This window comes from Rhodopseudomonas sp. AAP120, from assembly GCF_001295845.1.
Taxonomy (GTDB): Bacteria; Pseudomonadota; Alphaproteobacteria; order Rhizobiales; family Xanthobacteraceae; genus Rhodopseudomonas.
In genome coordinates this window covers 1-15,620 of sequence record NZ_LJIC01000159.1, presented here as the reverse complement: position 1 = coordinate 15,620, position 15,620 = coordinate 1, and the positions used below count along the sequence as shown (strand labels likewise).

Below are 15,620 nucleotides of genomic sequence, written 5' to 3'. Positions count from 1 at the left end.
ATCTTTTGATGGATGGCCGGGTCAAGCCCGGCCATGACGACTTGTTTGTGAACCGCGAAGCCACGCCCGCGATGACGCTCACGTCATCCGGCAGCCGCGCGCCGGGTCGTCGACGGCGCTTTGCGCGATCGAGATCACTTCGTTGCGGCCGTTGCGGACTTCGCGGAGGTAGATGTTCTGGATCGGGTTGTGGGCCTTGTTGAACGACAGCGGGCCGCGCGGGCTGTCGATCTTCGCCGCCGCCATCGCCTTGATCATCGCGTCGCGCGCGGCGGCATCGCCCTTCACGGCGTCAAGGCCGATTTCGAGCAACGAGGCGGCGTCAAAACCCTGCACCGCGTAGATGTCGCCGTCCTTCTGGGTCTTGGCCTTGAAGGCTTTCAGGAACGCGACGTTGGCGGGATTATCGAGATTGTCGGCGTAGTGCAGCGTGGTCTTCAGCCCGTTCGCCGCTTCGCCCTGCGCCTCGATGGTGCCGTCGGTGAGGAAGCCGGCGCCGTACAGCGGGATCGTCTTGTTGAGGCCCGCGGCCGCGTAGTCCTTGACGAACTTCACCGCGCCGCCGCCCGCGAAGAAGCTGAACACCGCATCCGGCTTGAGCTGCGCGATGCGGGTGATCAGCGCCTGGAATTCGACCTGCGGGAATGGCAGCGTCAGATCCTCGACGATCTTGCCGCCGTTCTTGGTGAAATTCTCCGAGAACGCGCCGATCATCTCGGCGCCGGCGGTGTACTTCCAGGTGATCGTCGCGACGTTCTTGATGCCGGCGTCGGCCATCACCTTGCCCATCGGGAAGGTGGTCTGCCAGTTCGAGAACGAGGTGCGGAAGATGTTCGGCGCACAGGCTGGCCCGGTCGCGTCGTTGGCGCCGGCGTTGGGGATGATCAACATCGTGCCGCTATCGCGCGCGACCTTGACCATCGCCATCGCGACGCCGGAGTGCACCGTGCCGATCACCACGTCGACCTTGTCGCGGCCGACCAGCCTGTTCATGTTGTCGGTCGCGGTCTCCGGCTTGGACTCGTCATCGACCTGCACGAAAGTGACGTCGCGGCCGCCGAGCTTGCCGCCGAGTTGCTCGACGCGCAGCCGGAAGCCGTCGTCGATGAACTGGCCGAGCTTCGCATATGTGCCGGTGTACGGCAGCATCAGGCCGACCTTGAGCGGCGCCGCCTGAGCGATCGCCGGCGTGGCGAAGCGCGGCAGCGTGGCGAGCGTGGCGGCACCGGCCGCGCCGGTGAGCAGCGCGCGGCGTGATAATGGCGGCAGAATTCGACTGTCGGACATGGCGTTCCTACCCCTTGGTGTTTGTTTGTCCGGTGATTTTTATGTTGTGAGCCCATCCCGACGTTGCCGCCGGCCGAGCCTTGTCCCGAACCTTGGTGGCAGCATAATTCAGGACGACGCGAAGGCAAGAATTATAGTGCAGCTTAGTTGAGGAAGGTCGACGAGCTGAAGGGCGAAGGCTCACCGTGCGACGCCGCATGGCTTCTCTTGCAAGCCAGACAGGCGGCGTGGCACAGCCGCTGGTCTGCGACTTGGAGCTTTCTTGCCGAGGCAAACTGCGGCGATCCGCCGCTTATCGGCCACTCAGGAGTCCGCAAGACGTCATCACCTCCCGCAAGCGCGGAAAGGACAGCCGAAGCGTCAGCGAAGGCGAAGCGGCGTCCGCCGGTCCGCGTCGGGCCGACTGCGTCAGACAGGCGCGAGCGCCGCTAATGATCGAACGCGACGCCGATGCGGTTCTGCTTGATCCAGACGAGGCGGCAGTCGCGAACGCCGCCGGACGTCACCAGGCGGAACCGTTCCGGCACGTAGGCGGTGTTGTCGACTTCGATCGCGGCTCCCTCCTCCGAAATATTGACCAGGAGGCAACCGAGGCTGACGCCGTTGAAAGAAACATGAGCTGGTTCCCCGATCTCGCGCCGGGGAAATCTGCGGTTGTCATCCACCCTGTCGTCCGTCTTTTTCCAGTTTCATGCCGGCGATGGCGGCCACCGCGACTCGGCAAGTGACGAACACCACACACCAGCGATAATTCCGCCGCTACCCGATCGGCGCACGCAGCGTCCGGCTTATGCTCAGGGCTGCGTTCTTTCGAACTGCCGCAGCAGCTTGTTGCCGCGCTCGACCGCCGAATCCATCGCCGCCTGGGCGGATTTCTTGCCGCTGAACGCCTGTTCCAGCTCGTCGTCGATGACGTCGCGGATCAGCACGAAGGATCCGAGCCGCAGCCCGCGCGAATTGTCGGTCGGCGGCTTCAGCGTCATCTGCTCGATCGAGATCGCGGTTCCGGGGTTGCGATCGTAGAAGCCCTGCGCGCGGGTCAGCTCGTAGGCGGCGCGCGTCACCGGCAGATAGCCGGTCGCCTGATGCCAGGCGGCCTGCACTTCCGGCCGCGACAGATAGGCGAAGAATTTTGCCACGCCCTTGTATTCGTCCGCCGGACGGCCGCGCAGCACCCACAGCGTGGCGCCGCCGATGATGGTGTTTTGCGGCGCGCTCGCGACATCCGGCCAGTACGGCAGCCGGCCATAACCGACGTCGAACTTCGAATTGGCGATGATGTCGGCGCGAGTCGCCGACGAGCCGATGAAGATGCCGCAATCGCCCTGCTGGAACCGCGGCTCGGCCGTGGTGGCGCGGCCGCTATAGTCGAACACCTTGGTCTTCTGCCACTCGGCCAGTTGGGCGACGTGGCGGATCAGCAGCGGATTGTTGAACACCAGCACGGCGTCGAGCCCGCCGAGGCCGTTGGCGCGGGTGGCGAGCGGCAGGTCGTGATAGGCGGAGAAATTCTCGACATTGACCCAGGACGGCCACGACGTGGTGAAGCCGCAGGCCGCGCCGCTATCGACCAGCTTCTTCGCCGCCGCGCCGAGCTCCGGCCAGGTGCCGGGCGGCTTGTCCGGATCGAGTCCGGCTTTCCGGAACATCGTCTTGTTGTAGTACAGGATCGGCGTCGAGGCGTTGAACGGAAACGACAGCATGTTGCCGGCCAGGTCGACATAATAGCCGGCGACCGCCGGCAGATAGTCGGCCGGCGAAAATGCCTCGTGCTCGTCGCGCATCAGCTCGTAGACCGGATAGACCGCGCCCTTGGCCGCCATCATGGTGGCGGTGGCGATCTCGTTGACCTGGACGATCGCCGGCTGGGTCGAGGAGCGAAACGCGAAGATCGAGGCCGTGACGGTTTCGGTGTAGTTGCCCTTGTAGCTGGGCACCACGCGGTAATCCGATTGCGAGGCGTTGAAATCCGCCGCCAGCTTCTCCAGCCGCCGGCCGAGCTGGCCGGACATCGCGTGCCACCAGGCAATATCGGTCGCCGCCCGCGCCGGCATCGCGCCCGCGAACGTCAGCAGCATGGCGAATGTCAGCAGGATCCTGGCTCGCCCCCGCCGCCGCTCACTCCCGATAGCCATATCCTGCGCCGGTCTGCTACATTGGCGGGACTTCTCCGGCCCCGGTCTCGGGATGCAACTCTATGGGATCGAACTTGCTGCTGTCCAGTCGAGCCGCGACGCCAGATGCGGCCGCAGCGCCGTTCGCCGCGCCCTTCGTCATCCGGGCATCATGCGGGGCCGGCAGGTTCGATGCGATCACTCCTCGCAAGGCCGACTGATTTGGACCCGGTAGCAGCGCGCCAGGACGACAGCAGCGACGCCCGGACGAGTTTCGTCAGCCGCTCCGGCGTGGTGCGTCTGGTCCGCGCCGTCCCGATCCGCTGGCGCATCCTGTCGATCGCGGCGCTGAACTCGCTGGTGGTGCTGATCCTCGCCAGCATGATCTGGAGCGGCGCGCGGGTGCTGAGCACCGCATGGGACGACGTGCGTCAGGTTCGCGAATCCGACCAGATCCTGGCCTTGCTCGAAAGCGAGACCGGGCGGCTGCAGAACCTGATCCATCGCTACATCAACCAGCCGAGCCCCGACCTGTTCGCCGAGATCCTGCTGCTGCGCGAGGCGGTGCTGGGCACGCTCAGCAACCGCGCCTCGACCGATCCGATGCTGTCGGGCTCGGTCGACGAGCTGGAGCGCGTCACCGAGCGCTTCCTCAACGGCTTCGGCGATCTGCGCGCGCTGCAGGGCAAGATCAAGGACACCTATGAGAACCGGGTGCAGGGCCCGGCGCGCGACATCGCCGCGCTGTATTCGGTGATCGAGGGTGCCACGGGCCGGCGCGATGCGCCGATCTGGCCGGCGCTCGGCCGCTCGCGCGAGGCCTTCACGGCGATGCTGGTGGCGGCGAACTCGTATTACCTGTCGCTCTCCAAGGAAGCCGCCGAGGACGCGCGGCGCAACACCGAGACCATCGAACGCACCGTGCCGGTGATGATCGGGCTCGCCGACAACGACCTGCAGCGGATGGCGCTGGAGAAGCTGAAGCAGCGCGCCGCCGCGCTGAGCGACGGACTGCAGGATCTCTCGCAGCAGCTCGCCAGCCGCAGCGACCTGCTGCGGCATTCGATCGACGCCAGCCAGGCAGCGACCATCGCGGCGATCGATGCGCTGTCGGTGAAGATGCGCCAGCGCGAGCAGAAGGCGCAGCAGACCTTCGACCGTACGCTCACCAACATCTCCCGCAAGGTGCTGTGGATCGCGGTGATCTTCATCGCCGTCATCCTGGTCGCGAGTACGATCATCGCGCTCAGCATCCGCAAGCCGCTGCACCAGATCCTGTCGGCGATGCACGCCATCACGTCCGGCGATTACGGCCGCCGCGTCGCCGGCACCGAGGCGCGTGACGAGGTCGGCGCGATGGCGCGCGCCGTCGAAGTGTTCCGCGAGAACGCGATCGACAAGCGCAAGGCCGAGGACGATCTCCGCGCCTCCAAGGAGAAAGCGGAGAGCGCGCTGCTCGAGCTCAATACCGCGCAGCAGAATTTGATCGATGCGGAGCGGCTGGCGGCGTTGGGCGGGCTGGTGGCCGGGGTGGCCCACGAGGTCAACAACCCGATCGGCATCAGCCTGACCGTGGCATCGAGCTTCGCCCGCAAGGCGACGTTGTTCGAAGCCGACCTGAAGGGCGACACGCCGCTGCGTAGGTCACAACTTGAGGAATTCGTTCGCTCCTCGCATGACGCGGCTCATCAACTCGTCGCCAACCTGCAGCGCGCAGCCGAACTGATCCAGTCGTTCAAGCAGGTCGCGGTCGACCGCTCTCACGCCGAACGTCGCTCGTTCGATCTGCACGAGGCCACCGACCAGATCATCACCAGCCTCAAGCCGGTGCTGAAGCGGGCGCCGATCGAGCTGTCGATCGACATGCCCGACGGGCTGATGATCGACGGCTATCCGGGCTCCTACGGCCAGATCCTCACCAACCTGTTCCTCAACGCCGTCAACCATGCCTTCGCGGACGGCCGCGCCGGGACCATCACGATCAATGCCCGGCCGCGCGGCGACGACGTTGAGATCGTGTTCGCCGACAACGGCGCCGGCATGACGCCCGACGTGCAGCGCCAGGCGTTCGACCCGTTCTTCACCACGCGGCGCAACGAGGGCGGCACCGGGCTCGGCCTGCACATCGTTTACAATCTGGTGACCCAGCAGCTCGGCGGACGCATGATGCTGGAATCAAGAGTAGGACAAGGCACGACTTTTCGCATTATCATGCCTCGTACCGCCACCGGCGCGCCGACCGACGCCGACACGCCCACCGACGGAAACCTGCAATGGCCGACCAGGACGATATCCTCCAACTGATCGAAGATACCGATCCGGTCGCCGAGCCGTCGAACGCCAAGCGGTGGAAGATCGCGGTGATCGACGACGATGCCGCGGTGCACGAGGGCACCCGTTTCGCGCTGAGCGACTACAGCCTCAACGGCCAGGGCCTCGAAATCCTGTCGGCCTATTCGGGCGCCGAGGGCCGCGAGCTGATGCGGGCCAACCCCGATATCGCCGCGGTGCTGCTCGACGTCATCATGGAATCGGACGCCGCCGGCCTCGAACTGGTCGAGTACATCCGCAACGACATCCGCAACGAGACGGTGCGCATCATCCTGCGTACCGGCCAGCCCGGCCAGGCGCCGGAGCGCCGGGTGATCGTCGACTACGACATCAACGACTACAAGGCCAAGACCGAGCTCACCGCCGACAAGCTGTTCACCTCGCTGACCGCCGCGCTGCGCAGCTATCAGCAGCTCGAGCGCATGGTGCAGACCCGGCGCGGCCTCGAGATCATCATCGACGCCGCCTCGACGTTGTACGACTTCAAGTCGATGCAGCGGCTGGCCGAGGGCGTGCTGACCCAGATCGCCTCGCTGCTCAATGTCGACTGCGCAGGCATCCTGGTGCTGCGCGACTCCGGCGACGACTTTTCGGTGCTGGCCGGCTCGGGCTGCTACAGCCGCTTCATCGGCTGCCCGGGCATCTCCCCGCTCGACCAGGACGTCCGGCAGATGGTCGAGGAGGCGTTCCGCCGCCGCAAACACGAATTCGCCGACCACCGCACCGTACTTTATGTCCGCACCGGCAGCGGCCGCGAGGTGGTGGTGCTGCTGCAGTCCGAGCGTGAGCTGTCCGAGACCGATCGCTCGCTGGTCGAGATCTTCGGCAGCCGGCTGTCGATCGCGTTCGACAACGTGATCCTGTATCGGCAGCTGCACGAGGCCAACACCCAGCTTGAAGAACGCGTCGCGCAGCGCACCCGGGCGCTGACCCAGGCCAATCGCCGGCTATCGACGCAATGGATGCGGCTGCAGCGCGCCAACGCGTTCAAGAACGAGATCCTCGGCACCGTCGCGCACGACCTGAAGAACCCGCTCGGCGTCATCCTCGGCCGCACCGAAATGCTGACCGAACTGATCGGCGCCGAAGCCTCCAAGGACAGCGTGATCGCCCAGGTCGATCACATCCGCGAGGCGACGCGGCGGCTGACTTCGATGGTCGACCACCTGATCTCCGACGCGATGGCGGACGCATTCGACATCTCGATCCGCCGCGAGCCGGTCGATCTTGCCGCGCTGGTGGCGGAGGTCGCCGAGGCCAACCGGCCGACGGCGACCAACAAGCAGCAGACCATTGCGGTATCGATCCCGGCCGCGCGGGTGACGCAATGCGACTCCGACCGGGTCCGCGAGGCGATCGACAATCTGGTCAGCAACGCCATCAAGTACAGCCCGGTCGGCGGCAAAATCTCGCTGCAGGTCGACGGCACCGACACCGACACCATCATCCGCGTCACCGACGAGGGCGCCGGCCTGTCGCCGGAGGATCTCAGCCGGCTGTTCGGGCGCTTCCAGCGGCTGTCGGCCAAGCCGACCGGTGGCGAAAGCTCGACCGGGCTCGGCCTGTCGATCGTCAAGAAGATCATCGACATGCATGGCGGCAACGTCAGCGCCCAGAGCCCGGGGCCCGGCCAGGGCGCGACCTTCACCATCACCCTGCCCGCATCGTCCGCCGCACCATGAGCCAGAACCCGCACATCATCGTCGTCGACGACGAAGCTCCGGCCCGCGAGATGGTCGGCGAGTATCTGAAGATGCACGGCTTCGCCGTGACGCTGTGCGACGGCGGCAAGAGCCTGCGGGCCGAGATCGCCGTCAAGGTGCCGGACCTGGTGGTGCTCGACCTCAACATGCCCGAGGAAGACGGGCTGTCGATCATCCGCGACCTCAAGGCCAAGACCAACGTGCCGGTGATCATGCTGACGGCGACCGCCAGCCCGATCGACCGCGTGGTCGGCCTCGAACTCGGCGCCGACGACTACGTCGCCAAACCCTGCGAGCTGCGCGAGCTGATGGCCCGCATCCGCTCGGTGCTGCGCCGCGCGGCGCCGAAGCCGGCCGAGGCCCCGGCTCCGGTCGCGGCGGCCAAGCCGGCCAACGAGCAACTGGTGCGGTTCGGCACCAAATGGCTCGACCTCGAAGCCCAGGCGCTGCGCGACGACGACGGCAACGAGCATCCGCTGACCGCCTCGGAATTCGGTCTGCTGAAGGTCTTTGCCGCCAATCCCAAGCGGGTGCTGTCGCGCGAACGGCTGCTCGAACTCGCCAACGCCCGAGACGCCGAGGCCTTCGACCGCGCCGTCGACCTGCGCATCATGCGGATCCGCCGCAAGATCGAGCTCGACCCGACCAAGCCCGCCGTGATCCGCACCATCCGCGGCGGCGGCTACCTGTTCTCTCCGGCGTCCGAGCGGCCCTGACCGACGGGGCGGTGGCTCCGCTGTCCGTTACCTTCAATCTTCACGTCACGGCCGAGCTCGCCTTGGACTTCCGCGTCGTCGCGGCCTCGAAGCAGCCACCTGAACGCCGGCAGAGGCCACCAATGACGTGAGGAAAGGTTTGTTCCCGGGATATGGCCCGCGGACCGCAGCTCCCAACCTTTGAGCCGGACCTTTGAAAATGTTGCTGTTTTTGTCCGTTTGTTTCATGCGGGCGGAGCCCGTGAAACAATTCCCCCGCTCACGAAACCATTTTCGACTTTGGGCGCAGACGTCCTGAAATGGTGCCTGACTAGTAAAGCTCCCAACAAACGCCGCGGGGGAGTGCGGCGGTATACGGGAGCCGTTCATGCAAAATGTAATTGCCATCAATGAAGCGGGCCGCCAGGGCATTATCGCCGCGCGCGCCACCACGGACGAAATGTTGCTGGCCAGCATTGCGGCTGGCGATCGGACCGCGATGCATACGCTGTATGCCCGTCACAATGTGCGGGTCTATCGCTTCATCCTGCGCATGCTGCGCGACCCTGCCACCGCCGAAGACCTGGTCAGCCAGGTGTTCCTCGATGTCTGGCGCACCGCCCGGCAGTTCGAAGGCCGCGCGCAGGTTTCGACCTGGCTGCTGTCGATCGCCCGCTTCAAGGCGCTGACCGCGCTGCGCCAGCGCCAGCATGAAGACATCGACCAGGACGACGTGCTGGAGATCGCCGACGGCGCCGACAATCCCGAGGCCGCGCTCGATCGCACCCGGACCAGCGACATTCTGCGCGCCTGCATCGCCAAACTGTCTCCGGCGCATCGCGAGATCATCAATCTCGTTTACTATCATGAGAAGTCGGTCGAGGAAGTCGGCCGCATCGTCGGCATTCCGCAGAGCACGGTGAAGACGCGGATGTTCTACGCCCGCAAGCAGCTCGCCGAGCTGCTCAAGGGCCACGGCGTCGAAACCATGGCGGCCTGAAACACGCCAACGTGAAGCTCGCGCGGCGTTGTGCCACCGCGCCAGCCTGAAGGTCCCGATTTAGAAAGGATCTGCGGTCGGCCGAATTCACAGCCGCGCGGCGCGATGATATCTCCCCATCATCGCCGGTTGGACCACGCAGGTGTCGGATGACGACACAATTGAAACAATCGACGACATCCGCCGGAAAGAATTCGGTGCGATGATGATGATGTCGACACCGGGCGCGACCGGCGCGGCAGGCTCATTCAAGGCTTGATAACCATCGCGACCTCCAAGTGACCCGGACGGGATGCCCACCGTCCGGGTTTTGCTTTTTCGCACGACGCGGTTGTCGCACCCCCTACCAAAGACGACTTGCATGGACAAAATGGCCAAGCGCGCCGCGGCCATGTCATCGGCTAATTGCTAGGCACCTCCTGTCGCAAACGATAGGATCATCACGCGCGGTGATACGTGACCGCGCGGTCTTCGTGGTGGATGTGTCGAATGATCGAAGCCCTGGACCCTGTCGTATTGGCGCGCGCGCAGTTCGCCTTCACGATGTCGTTTCACATCATCTTTCCGGCGTTCTCGATCGGGCTGGCAAGCTACCTCGCTGTGCTGGAAGCGCTGTGGCTGTGGACCGGCCGCGAGGTCTTCATCAACCTGTTCAATTACTGGCTGAAGATCTTTGCCATCGCGTTCGGCATGGGCGTCGTGTCCGGTATCGTGATGTCGTATCAGTTCGGTACCAACTGGGCGGTCTTCTCCGACAAGACCGGCCCGGTGATCGGGCCGCTGATGGCCTATGAAGTTCTCACCGCGTTCTTCCTCGAGGCCGGCTTTCTCGGCGTGATGCTGTTCGGCCTCAAACTGGTCGGGCCGCGGCTGCATTTTCTGGCGACGCTGATGGTGGCGATCGGCACGCTGATCTCGGCGTTCTGGATTCTGTCGGCGAATTCCTGGATGCAGACGCCGGCCGGCTATGCGGTCAACGAGGCCGGGCAATTCGTCGCGACCAACTGGTTCGAGCTGATCTTCAATCCGTCGTTTCCGTACCGGCTGGTGCACATGGTGCTGGCCGCTTACCTCACCACTTCGCTCGTGGTCGGCGCGGTCGGCGCGTATCATCTGCTACGCAGTACGCGGCAGCCGGGCGCGCGGATGATGTTCTCGATGGCGATGTGGATGCTGACCGTCGTGGCGCCGATCCAGATCCTCGCCGGCGATGCGCACGGCCTCAATACGCTGGAGCATCAGCCCGCCAAGGTGATGGCGATGGAAGGTCATTACCAGAGCCATCCCGACGGGGCGCCGTTCATCCTTTTCGGCCTGCCCGATCAGGACGCCGCAGTGGTGCGCTACGCGCTGCAAATTCCCAAGCTGTCGTCGCTGATCCTCAAGCATTCGCTCGACGCGCCGCTGGCCGGGCTCGACACCGTGCCGCGGCAGGATTGGCCGCCGGTGCCGATCACCTTCTGGTCGTTCCGCATCATGGTCGGTCTCGGCCTGCTGATGGCGGCGCTCGGGGCCTTGAGCCTGTGGATGCGCTGGCGCGGCCGGCTGCACGAGTCGCGGCCGCTGCATCGCTTCGCGCTGACGATGGGCCCGGCCGGCTTCATCGCGGTGCTGGCCGGCTGGGTGACGACCGAGACCGGACGGCAGCCGTTCACGGTGTTCGGCCTGTTACGCACCGCGGAGTCGGTGTCGCCGCTGGCTTCGCCCGCGGTCGCGTCGTCGCTGATCGCCTTCGTGATCGTGTACTTCGCGGTGTTCTTCGCCGGCACCGTCTACATTCTGCGGCTGATGGCGCAGCCGCCGCATCACGGCGAGCAAGGCCCGCCCGGCGAAACGCCGGCGCGCGCCGCCGGCATCACCCCCGCCCCCGCGATCGCGACAAGGAGGCTCGGCTGATGACCATCGCTTACGACCTCGCGACCATCTGGGCCTTCATCATCGCGCTCGCGGTGTTCGTCTATGTGGTGATGGACGGCTTCGACCTCGGCCTCGGCATCCTGTTTCCGCTGTTTCGCACCAAGCGCGACCGCGACGTGGTGATGAACAGCGTCGCGCCGGTGTGGGACGGCAACGAGACCTGGCTGGTGCTCGGCGGCGGCGGGCTGTTCGCGGCGTTTCCGCTGGCCTATGCGGTGCTGATGCCGGCGCTGTACACGCCGATCATCGCCATGCTGCTCGGCCTGGTGTTTCGCGGCGTGGCGTTCGAATTCCGCTGGCGCACGCTGCGCGAACGCAACCGCTGGGACCTCGCCTTCTTCCTCGGCTCGCTGGTGGCGACGCTGGCGCAGGGCGTCGCGCTCGGCGCGCTGCTGCAGGGTATTCACGTCGAGGGCCGCGCCTATGCGGGCGGCTGGTGGGACTGGCTGACGCCGTTCAGCCTGCTCACCGGCGTCGCGCTGGTGATCGGCTATGCGCTGCTCGGCGCCACCTGGCTGGTGATGAAGACCACCGGCGAGCTGCGCGAGCAGGCGTATCGGCTGAGCCGCTGGCTGCTCGGCGCCATGCTGATCTCGATCGTCGCGGTCAGCGCCGCGACGCCGTTCCTGAGCTACGACTATTCAGAGCGCTGGTTCGCCTGGCCGAACGTGCTGGCCACCGCTCAGGTCCCGCTCGCCGTCGCGATCGTCACCGCACTGCTGCTGCGGGCGCTGGCGCAGAAGCGCGACTATCAGCCGTTCTTGCTGACGCTGTGCCTGTTCCTGTTGTCTTACGCGGGACTCGGCATCAGCATCTGGCCGTATGTCGTTCCACGCAGCATCACCATCTGGCAGGCGGCGGCGCCGGAGAACAGCCAGCTGTTCATGCTGGTCGGCGTCGCCATCCTGGTGCCGATCATCCTGATCTACACCGCCTGGGCCTATTGGGTGTTTCGCGGCAAGGTCGATCCGGAGAGCGGCTACCACTGAGCGCCATGCAGATGTCCAATCCTGAACCATCCGGACCGCTGTCGCGCCGCCTGCTGTGGTTCGTGGCGCTGTGGCTCGGCGGCGTCGCGGCTGTCACGCTGGTGTCGCTGATCCTGCGGTTGTGGATCGGAACAAACTGACATGGTACATTCCCGGCGCAATTGCTTCGGGAGGTGTCGATGCTGGGATCGTTGGGTTGGGTCGGACGGCTGGCCGTTGCGGCCGCATTGGTGATCGGCATCACACCTAGCCACGCGCAGCAGAACGACCCCGGCGACGAGCCCGGCCTGATCGCCAATGACGACTACGAGCTGCCGCCCGAGCTGCGCAAGCAGATGGTCTATTACCGCACCAGCGAGCCGGCCGGCACCATCGTGGTGCAAACCTCCGAGCGCTATCTCTATCTGGTCCAGGGCAACAACCGCGCGCTGCGCTATGGCATCGGCGTCGGCCGCGAGGGCTTCACCTGGCAGGGCCTGCTGAAGATTTCGCGCAAGGCGGAATGGCCCGATTGGGTGCCGCCGCCGGAGATGATCGCCCGCCAGCCCTATCTGCCGCGCTTCATGGCCGGCGGCCCCGGCAATCCGCTCGGCGCCCGCGCGATGTATCTCGGCTCCACGGTGTATCGCATCCACGGCACCAACCGGCCGGACACGATCGGCACCGCGATCTCCTCCGGCTGCTTCCGCCTGGTCAACGCCGACGTCGCCGACCTGTACGACCGCGTCCCGGTCGGCACCAAAGTGGTGGTGCGGCAGAAGCCCGAACTCTAAGCGCCCTTTCCTCTTTTCCGAGACTTCCCAATGTTGAAACGGACGTTCCAGACCGGGCTCGCGATCGGGCTCGTGGTCGCGGCGGCGATTGCCGCGGCCGCCATCACCTACGAGCGCTACGACACCAAGACGCTGAAGCGCACGATCCGCCGCGACGCCGTGCTGTGCGGCGTCAACAAGGGCCTGCCGGGCTTTGCGACGCCGGACGACAAGGGCAATTGGAGCGGCTTCGACGTCGACTTCTGCCGCGCGGTGGCGGCGGCGATCTTCAACGATCCGACCAAGGTGAAGTTCGTGGCGCTCGACGCCAGCGAGCGCTTCAAGGAGCTGCAGAGCCGCAAGGTCGACATCCTGTCGCGCAACTCGACCTGGAGCATGTCGCGCGAGACCAGCTACGACCTGTATTTCCCGGCGGTCGCCTATTACGACGGCCAGGGCTTCATGGTGCCGGCGTCGCGCAAGGTCGATACCGCGGTCGAACTCGACGGCAGCAAGGTCTGCGTCCAGGACGGCACCACCACGCTGCTCAACCTCGCCGACTACTTCCGCGCCAACAACATGAAGTACACGGAAGTGAAATTCGGCAAGCTCGACGAGGTGGTCGCAGCCTACAAGGACGGCCGCTGCGACACCTTCACGGCCGACGCCTCGCAGCTCTACGCGCTACGCCAGACTCTGCCGAAGCCCGGCGACCACACCATCCTGCCCGACCTGATCTCCAAGGAACCGCTCGCCCCGGTGGTCCGCCAGCGCGACGACGACTGGATGATGATCGTGAAGTGGACGCTGTATGCGATGATCAACGCCGAGGAACTCGGCATCACCTCGCAGAACATCGACGAGGCGCTGAAATCGAAGAAGCCCGACGTGATGCGCTTGGTCGGCACCGAGGGCGCCTATGGCGAAGAACTCGGCCTGCCGAAGGACTGGGCCGCCCGCATCATCCGCCACGTCGGCAATTACGGCGAAGTCTACGACCGCAACGTCGGCAAACTCGGCATCCCCCGCGGCCTGAACCAGCTCTGGAGCAACGGCGGCATCCAGTACGCGCCGCCGATCAGGTAGGGGATCGGACGTTCGTCCGTTTCCGCCGCGCTTCCCCACACACCCACGTCATCGCCCGCGAAAGCGGGCGATCCAGTATCCCAGAGCGCCGACGATCAGCAACGAACGCTCTGGAATACTGGATCCCCGCATACGCGGGGATGACAGCAGCGGTCGGTGACGATGGCCGTGGTCAAGGTTGACGGCCGTTACTTGTGCCGCACCTGCGCCGTGAAACACCCTCTCGTTCGTCATTCCGGGGCGCGCGTAGCGCGAGCCCGGAATCCATATCCCCTGTGCCCGCGATCGAACGCGGCATCGCCGGTGCTGAACCGAGAACCCAGGGGGTATGGATTCCGGGCCTGCACCGCTGCGCGGCGCATCCCGGAATGACGGAGGACGGTCGTCCGTAGCCCGGATGGAGCGAAGCGTAATCCGGGGAAGCGGCTGCCCCGCATTCCGCTGCGCTGCATGCGGGCTACAGAGAATTCAAGACGACAGAGCGCTCAATACTTCTTCCACTCCGCCAGCGCTTCGGCGTGGTAATTCGCGTCGCCGAGCAGTTCCTGCAGGACGCGGGCGCGCTTCATGAACAGGCCGATGTCGAACTGATCGGTCATGCCCATGCCGCCGTGCATCTGCACGCCTTCCTGCACCGCCAGCGTCGTCACCGTCCCGGCCTTGGCCTTGGCGACCGCCACCGCGACGCGCGCTTCGGACGCGTCGGCATCGACCGCCTGCAGCGCCTTGAGCACGGCGGCGCGGAGGATCTCGATCTCGGTGTAGAGATGCGCGGCGCGGTGCTGCAGCGCCTGGAATTCGCCGATCAGCTTGCCGAACTGCTTGCGCTCTTTCAGATAGCTCACGGTGCGGCCGAACGCTTCGTCGGCGACGCCGAGCATCTCGGCCGCCGCCGCAGCCCGGCCGACATTCAGCACCGCCTCGAGCAGCGCGCCGCCGCGATCGACGTCGCCGAGCACGCTGTCGGCATTGACCTCGACATCGTCGAAGCTGATCCGCGCCGCGTTGTGGGCGTCGACCATCACGGTGCGCTCGACCGAAACGCCCTTGGCCTTGGGATCGACCAGGAACAGCGTCAGGCCGTCGGCATCGCCGGGCTGGCCGCTGCTGCGCGCCGCGACGATCAAGAGGTCGGCGACGTGGCCGTCGACCACCAGCGCCTTGTCGCCTTTCAGCTTGAAGCCGTTGCCGGCGCGGGTGGCGCTCAGCGCGATGCGCGACGGCCGGTGCTTGGCGCCTTCGTCGACCGCCAGCGCGGCGACCAGCGAGCCGTCGGCGATCTTCGGCAGGTAGTTCTTCTTTTGCGCGTCCGAGCCGCCGCGGGCCAGCGACGAGGCGGCCAGCACCGCGGTCGCCAGGAATGGCGACGGCGTCAGGTTGCGGCCGATCTCTTCCATCACCACGCCGGCCTCGACGCAGCCGAGTCCGGAGCCGCCGAACTCCTCCGGCACCAGCAGGCCGGCGAGGCCCATCTCGGCGAAGCTTTTCCACAGCTCGCGCGAAAAGCCGGTGGCGTCGCGCTCGTCGCGCAGCTTGCGGAAGTGCGCGACCGGCGCCTTGTCGCCGATCAGCCCGCGCGCCGAGTCGCGCAGCATGGTTTGTTCTTCGGTGAGGACGAGAGCCATGGGTGATGTCTTTCGATGAAAGCCAAAAGCGATGAGATTTGAGTTCGTCATTCCGGGATGCGCCCCTTGGGGCGCAGGCCCGGAATCCATATCCCCTGGCGGTGGTTATGGATTCCGGGCT

At 65.8% G+C, this 15,620-nt stretch carries 14 protein-coding genes; 9 read left to right on the top strand and 5 right to left on the bottom strand.

Translation table 11 applies throughout. The features are described from left to right. Nucleotides 1-78 precede the first annotated feature (78 nt). The 3 genes from IP86_RS23040 to ugpB all read right to left on the bottom strand — a co-directional run bounded on the left by IP86_RS23040 (nucleotide 79) and on the right by ugpB (nucleotide 3,365). A complete protein-coding gene (locus IP86_RS23040) occupies nucleotides 79-1,287 on the bottom strand; it encodes an ABC transporter substrate-binding protein (RefSeq protein ID WP_054164770.1) in 1,209 nt (402 codons plus the stop codon). 428 nt (nucleotides 1,288-1,715) lie between these two features. Next, nucleotides 1,716-1,952 (bottom strand): PilZ domain-containing protein, encoded by a 237-nt coding sequence (locus IP86_RS23035; RefSeq protein ID WP_054164769.1) that lies wholly within the window; start codon nucleotides 1,950-1,952, stop codon nucleotides 1,716-1,718. Nucleotides 1,953-2,081: 129 nt separating this feature from the next. Then, nucleotides 2,082-3,365, bottom strand: coding sequence for a sn-glycerol-3-phosphate ABC transporter substrate-binding protein UgpB (gene ugpB / locus IP86_RS23030; protein ID WP_156332602.1), 1,284 nt, complete (start codon nucleotides 3,363-3,365; stop codon nucleotides 2,082-2,084). A gap of 228 nt (nucleotides 3,366-3,593) precedes the next feature. On the opposite strand from ugpB, the gene IP86_RS23025 reads away from it, so the two are divergent. The 4 genes from IP86_RS23025 to IP86_RS23010 all read left to right on the top strand — a co-directional run bounded on the left by IP86_RS23025 (nucleotide 3,594) and on the right by IP86_RS23010 (nucleotide 9,130). Then, a complete protein-coding gene (locus IP86_RS23025) occupies nucleotides 3,594-5,705 on the top strand; it encodes a sensor histidine kinase (protein ID WP_245290718.1) in 2,112 nt (703 codons plus the stop codon). After that, a complete protein-coding gene (locus tag IP86_RS23020; protein ID WP_054164766.1) occupies nucleotides 5,675-7,414 on the top strand; it encodes an ATP-binding response regulator in 1,740 nt (579 codons plus the stop codon). The genes IP86_RS23025 and IP86_RS23020 overlap by 31 nt, the downstream gene beginning before the upstream one ends. After that, the gene (locus IP86_RS23015; RefSeq protein ID WP_054164765.1) at nucleotides 7,411-8,151 is read left to right on the top strand and encodes a response regulator; all 741 of its coding nucleotides are present in this window, start codon (nucleotides 7,411-7,413) and stop codon (nucleotides 8,149-8,151) included. The genes IP86_RS23020 and IP86_RS23015 overlap by 4 nt, the downstream gene beginning before the upstream one ends. A 367-nt stretch (nucleotides 8,152-8,518) precedes the next feature. After that, nucleotides 8,519-9,130, top strand: a complete 612-nt coding sequence (locus IP86_RS23010; protein WP_054164764.1) for a sigma-70 family RNA polymerase sigma factor — start codon at nucleotides 8,519-8,521, stop codon at nucleotides 9,128-9,130. Between the two features lie 87 nt (nucleotides 9,131-9,217). Here IP86_RS23010 and IP86_RS29280 read toward each other — a convergent pair whose 3' ends face one another. Next, complete coding sequence (locus IP86_RS29280) at nucleotides 9,218-9,523, bottom strand: hypothetical protein (RefSeq protein ID WP_156332601.1); 306 nt, start codon at nucleotides 9,521-9,523, stop codon at nucleotides 9,218-9,220. Nucleotides 9,524-9,619: 96 nt separating this feature from the next. Here IP86_RS29280 and IP86_RS23005 point away from each other — a divergent pair, with 96 nt between their 5' ends. From IP86_RS23005 to IP86_RS22990, 5 genes are read left to right on the top strand one after another with little or no spacing between them, the layout of a single operon-like run. Further along, entirely contained in the window at nucleotides 9,620-11,026 is a 1,407-nt protein-coding gene (locus IP86_RS23005) for a cytochrome ubiquinol oxidase subunit I (RefSeq protein WP_054164763.1), read from the top strand. Continuing rightward, complete coding sequence (gene cydB, locus IP86_RS23000; protein ID WP_054164762.1) at nucleotides 11,026-12,036, top strand: cytochrome d ubiquinol oxidase subunit II; 1,011 nt, start codon at nucleotides 11,026-11,028, stop codon at nucleotides 12,034-12,036. Before IP86_RS23005 ends, cydB begins: the two co-directional genes overlap by 1 nt. An 11-nt stretch (nucleotides 12,037-12,047) precedes the next feature. After that, nucleotides 12,048-12,176, top strand: a complete 129-nt coding sequence (locus IP86_RS28840) for a DUF2474 domain-containing protein (RefSeq protein WP_156332600.1) — start codon at nucleotides 12,048-12,050, stop codon at nucleotides 12,174-12,176. Nucleotides 12,177-12,215: 39 nt separating this feature from the next. Next, nucleotides 12,216-12,809 (top strand): L,D-transpeptidase, encoded by a 594-nt coding sequence (locus IP86_RS22995; RefSeq protein WP_054164761.1) that lies wholly within the window; start codon nucleotides 12,216-12,218, stop codon nucleotides 12,807-12,809. A gap of 30 nt (nucleotides 12,810-12,839) precedes the next feature. Continuing rightward, the gene (locus IP86_RS22990) at nucleotides 12,840-13,874 is read left to right on the top strand and encodes an amino acid ABC transporter substrate-binding protein (RefSeq protein ID WP_054164760.1); all 1,035 of its coding nucleotides are present in this window, start codon (nucleotides 12,840-12,842) and stop codon (nucleotides 13,872-13,874) included. Nucleotides 13,875-14,359: 485 nt separating this feature from the next. Here the strand turns inward: IP86_RS22990 and IP86_RS22985 are convergent, their stop codons facing one another. Further along, nucleotides 14,360-15,499: an acyl-CoA dehydrogenase family protein gene (locus tag IP86_RS22985; protein ID WP_054164759.1), complete on the bottom strand. Its 1,140-nt coding sequence runs from the start codon at nucleotides 15,497-15,499 to the stop codon at nucleotides 14,360-14,362. Nucleotides 15,500-15,620 lie beyond the last annotated feature (121 nt).

Bases quoted from the DNA above. Each gene is read 5' to 3' on its own strand.
- IP86_RS23040 (WP_054164770.1), bottom strand. From the start codon at position 1,287: ATGTCCGACAGTCGAATTCTGCCGCCATTATCACGCCGCGCGCTGCTC.
- ugpB (WP_156332602.1), bottom strand. From the start codon at position 3,365: ATGCTGCTGACGTTCGCGGGCGCGATGCCGGCGCGGGCGGCGACCGAT.
- IP86_RS23025 (WP_245290718.1), top strand. From the start codon at position 3,594: ATGCGATCACTCCTCGCAAGGCCGACTGATTTGGACCCGGTAGCAGCG.
- IP86_RS23020 (WP_054164766.1), top strand. From the start codon at position 5,675: ATGGCCGACCAGGACGATATCCTCCAACTGATCGAAGATACCGATCCG.
- IP86_RS23015 (WP_054164765.1), top strand. From the start codon at position 7,411: ATGAGCCAGAACCCGCACATCATCGTCGTCGACGACGAAGCTCCGGCC.
- IP86_RS23010 (WP_054164764.1), top strand. From the start codon at position 8,519: ATGCAAAATGTAATTGCCATCAATGAAGCGGGCCGCCAGGGCATTATC.
- IP86_RS29280 (WP_156332601.1), bottom strand. From the start codon at position 9,523: ATGGCCGCGGCGCGCTTGGCCATTTTGTCCATGCAAGTCGTCTTTGGT.
- IP86_RS23005 (WP_054164763.1), top strand. From the start codon at position 9,620: ATGATCGAAGCCCTGGACCCTGTCGTATTGGCGCGCGCGCAGTTCGCC.
- cydB (WP_054164762.1), top strand. From the start codon at position 11,026: ATGACCATCGCTTACGACCTCGCGACCATCTGGGCCTTCATCATCGCG.
- IP86_RS28840 (WP_156332600.1), top strand. From the start codon at position 12,048: ATGTCCAATCCTGAACCATCCGGACCGCTGTCGCGCCGCCTGCTGTGG.
- IP86_RS22995 (WP_054164761.1), top strand. From the start codon at position 12,216: ATGCTGGGATCGTTGGGTTGGGTCGGACGGCTGGCCGTTGCGGCCGCA.
- IP86_RS22990 (WP_054164760.1), top strand. From the start codon at position 12,840: ATGTTGAAACGGACGTTCCAGACCGGGCTCGCGATCGGGCTCGTGGTC.
- IP86_RS22985 (WP_054164759.1), bottom strand. From the start codon at position 15,499: ATGGCTCTCGTCCTCACCGAAGAACAAACCATGCTGCGCGACTCGGCG.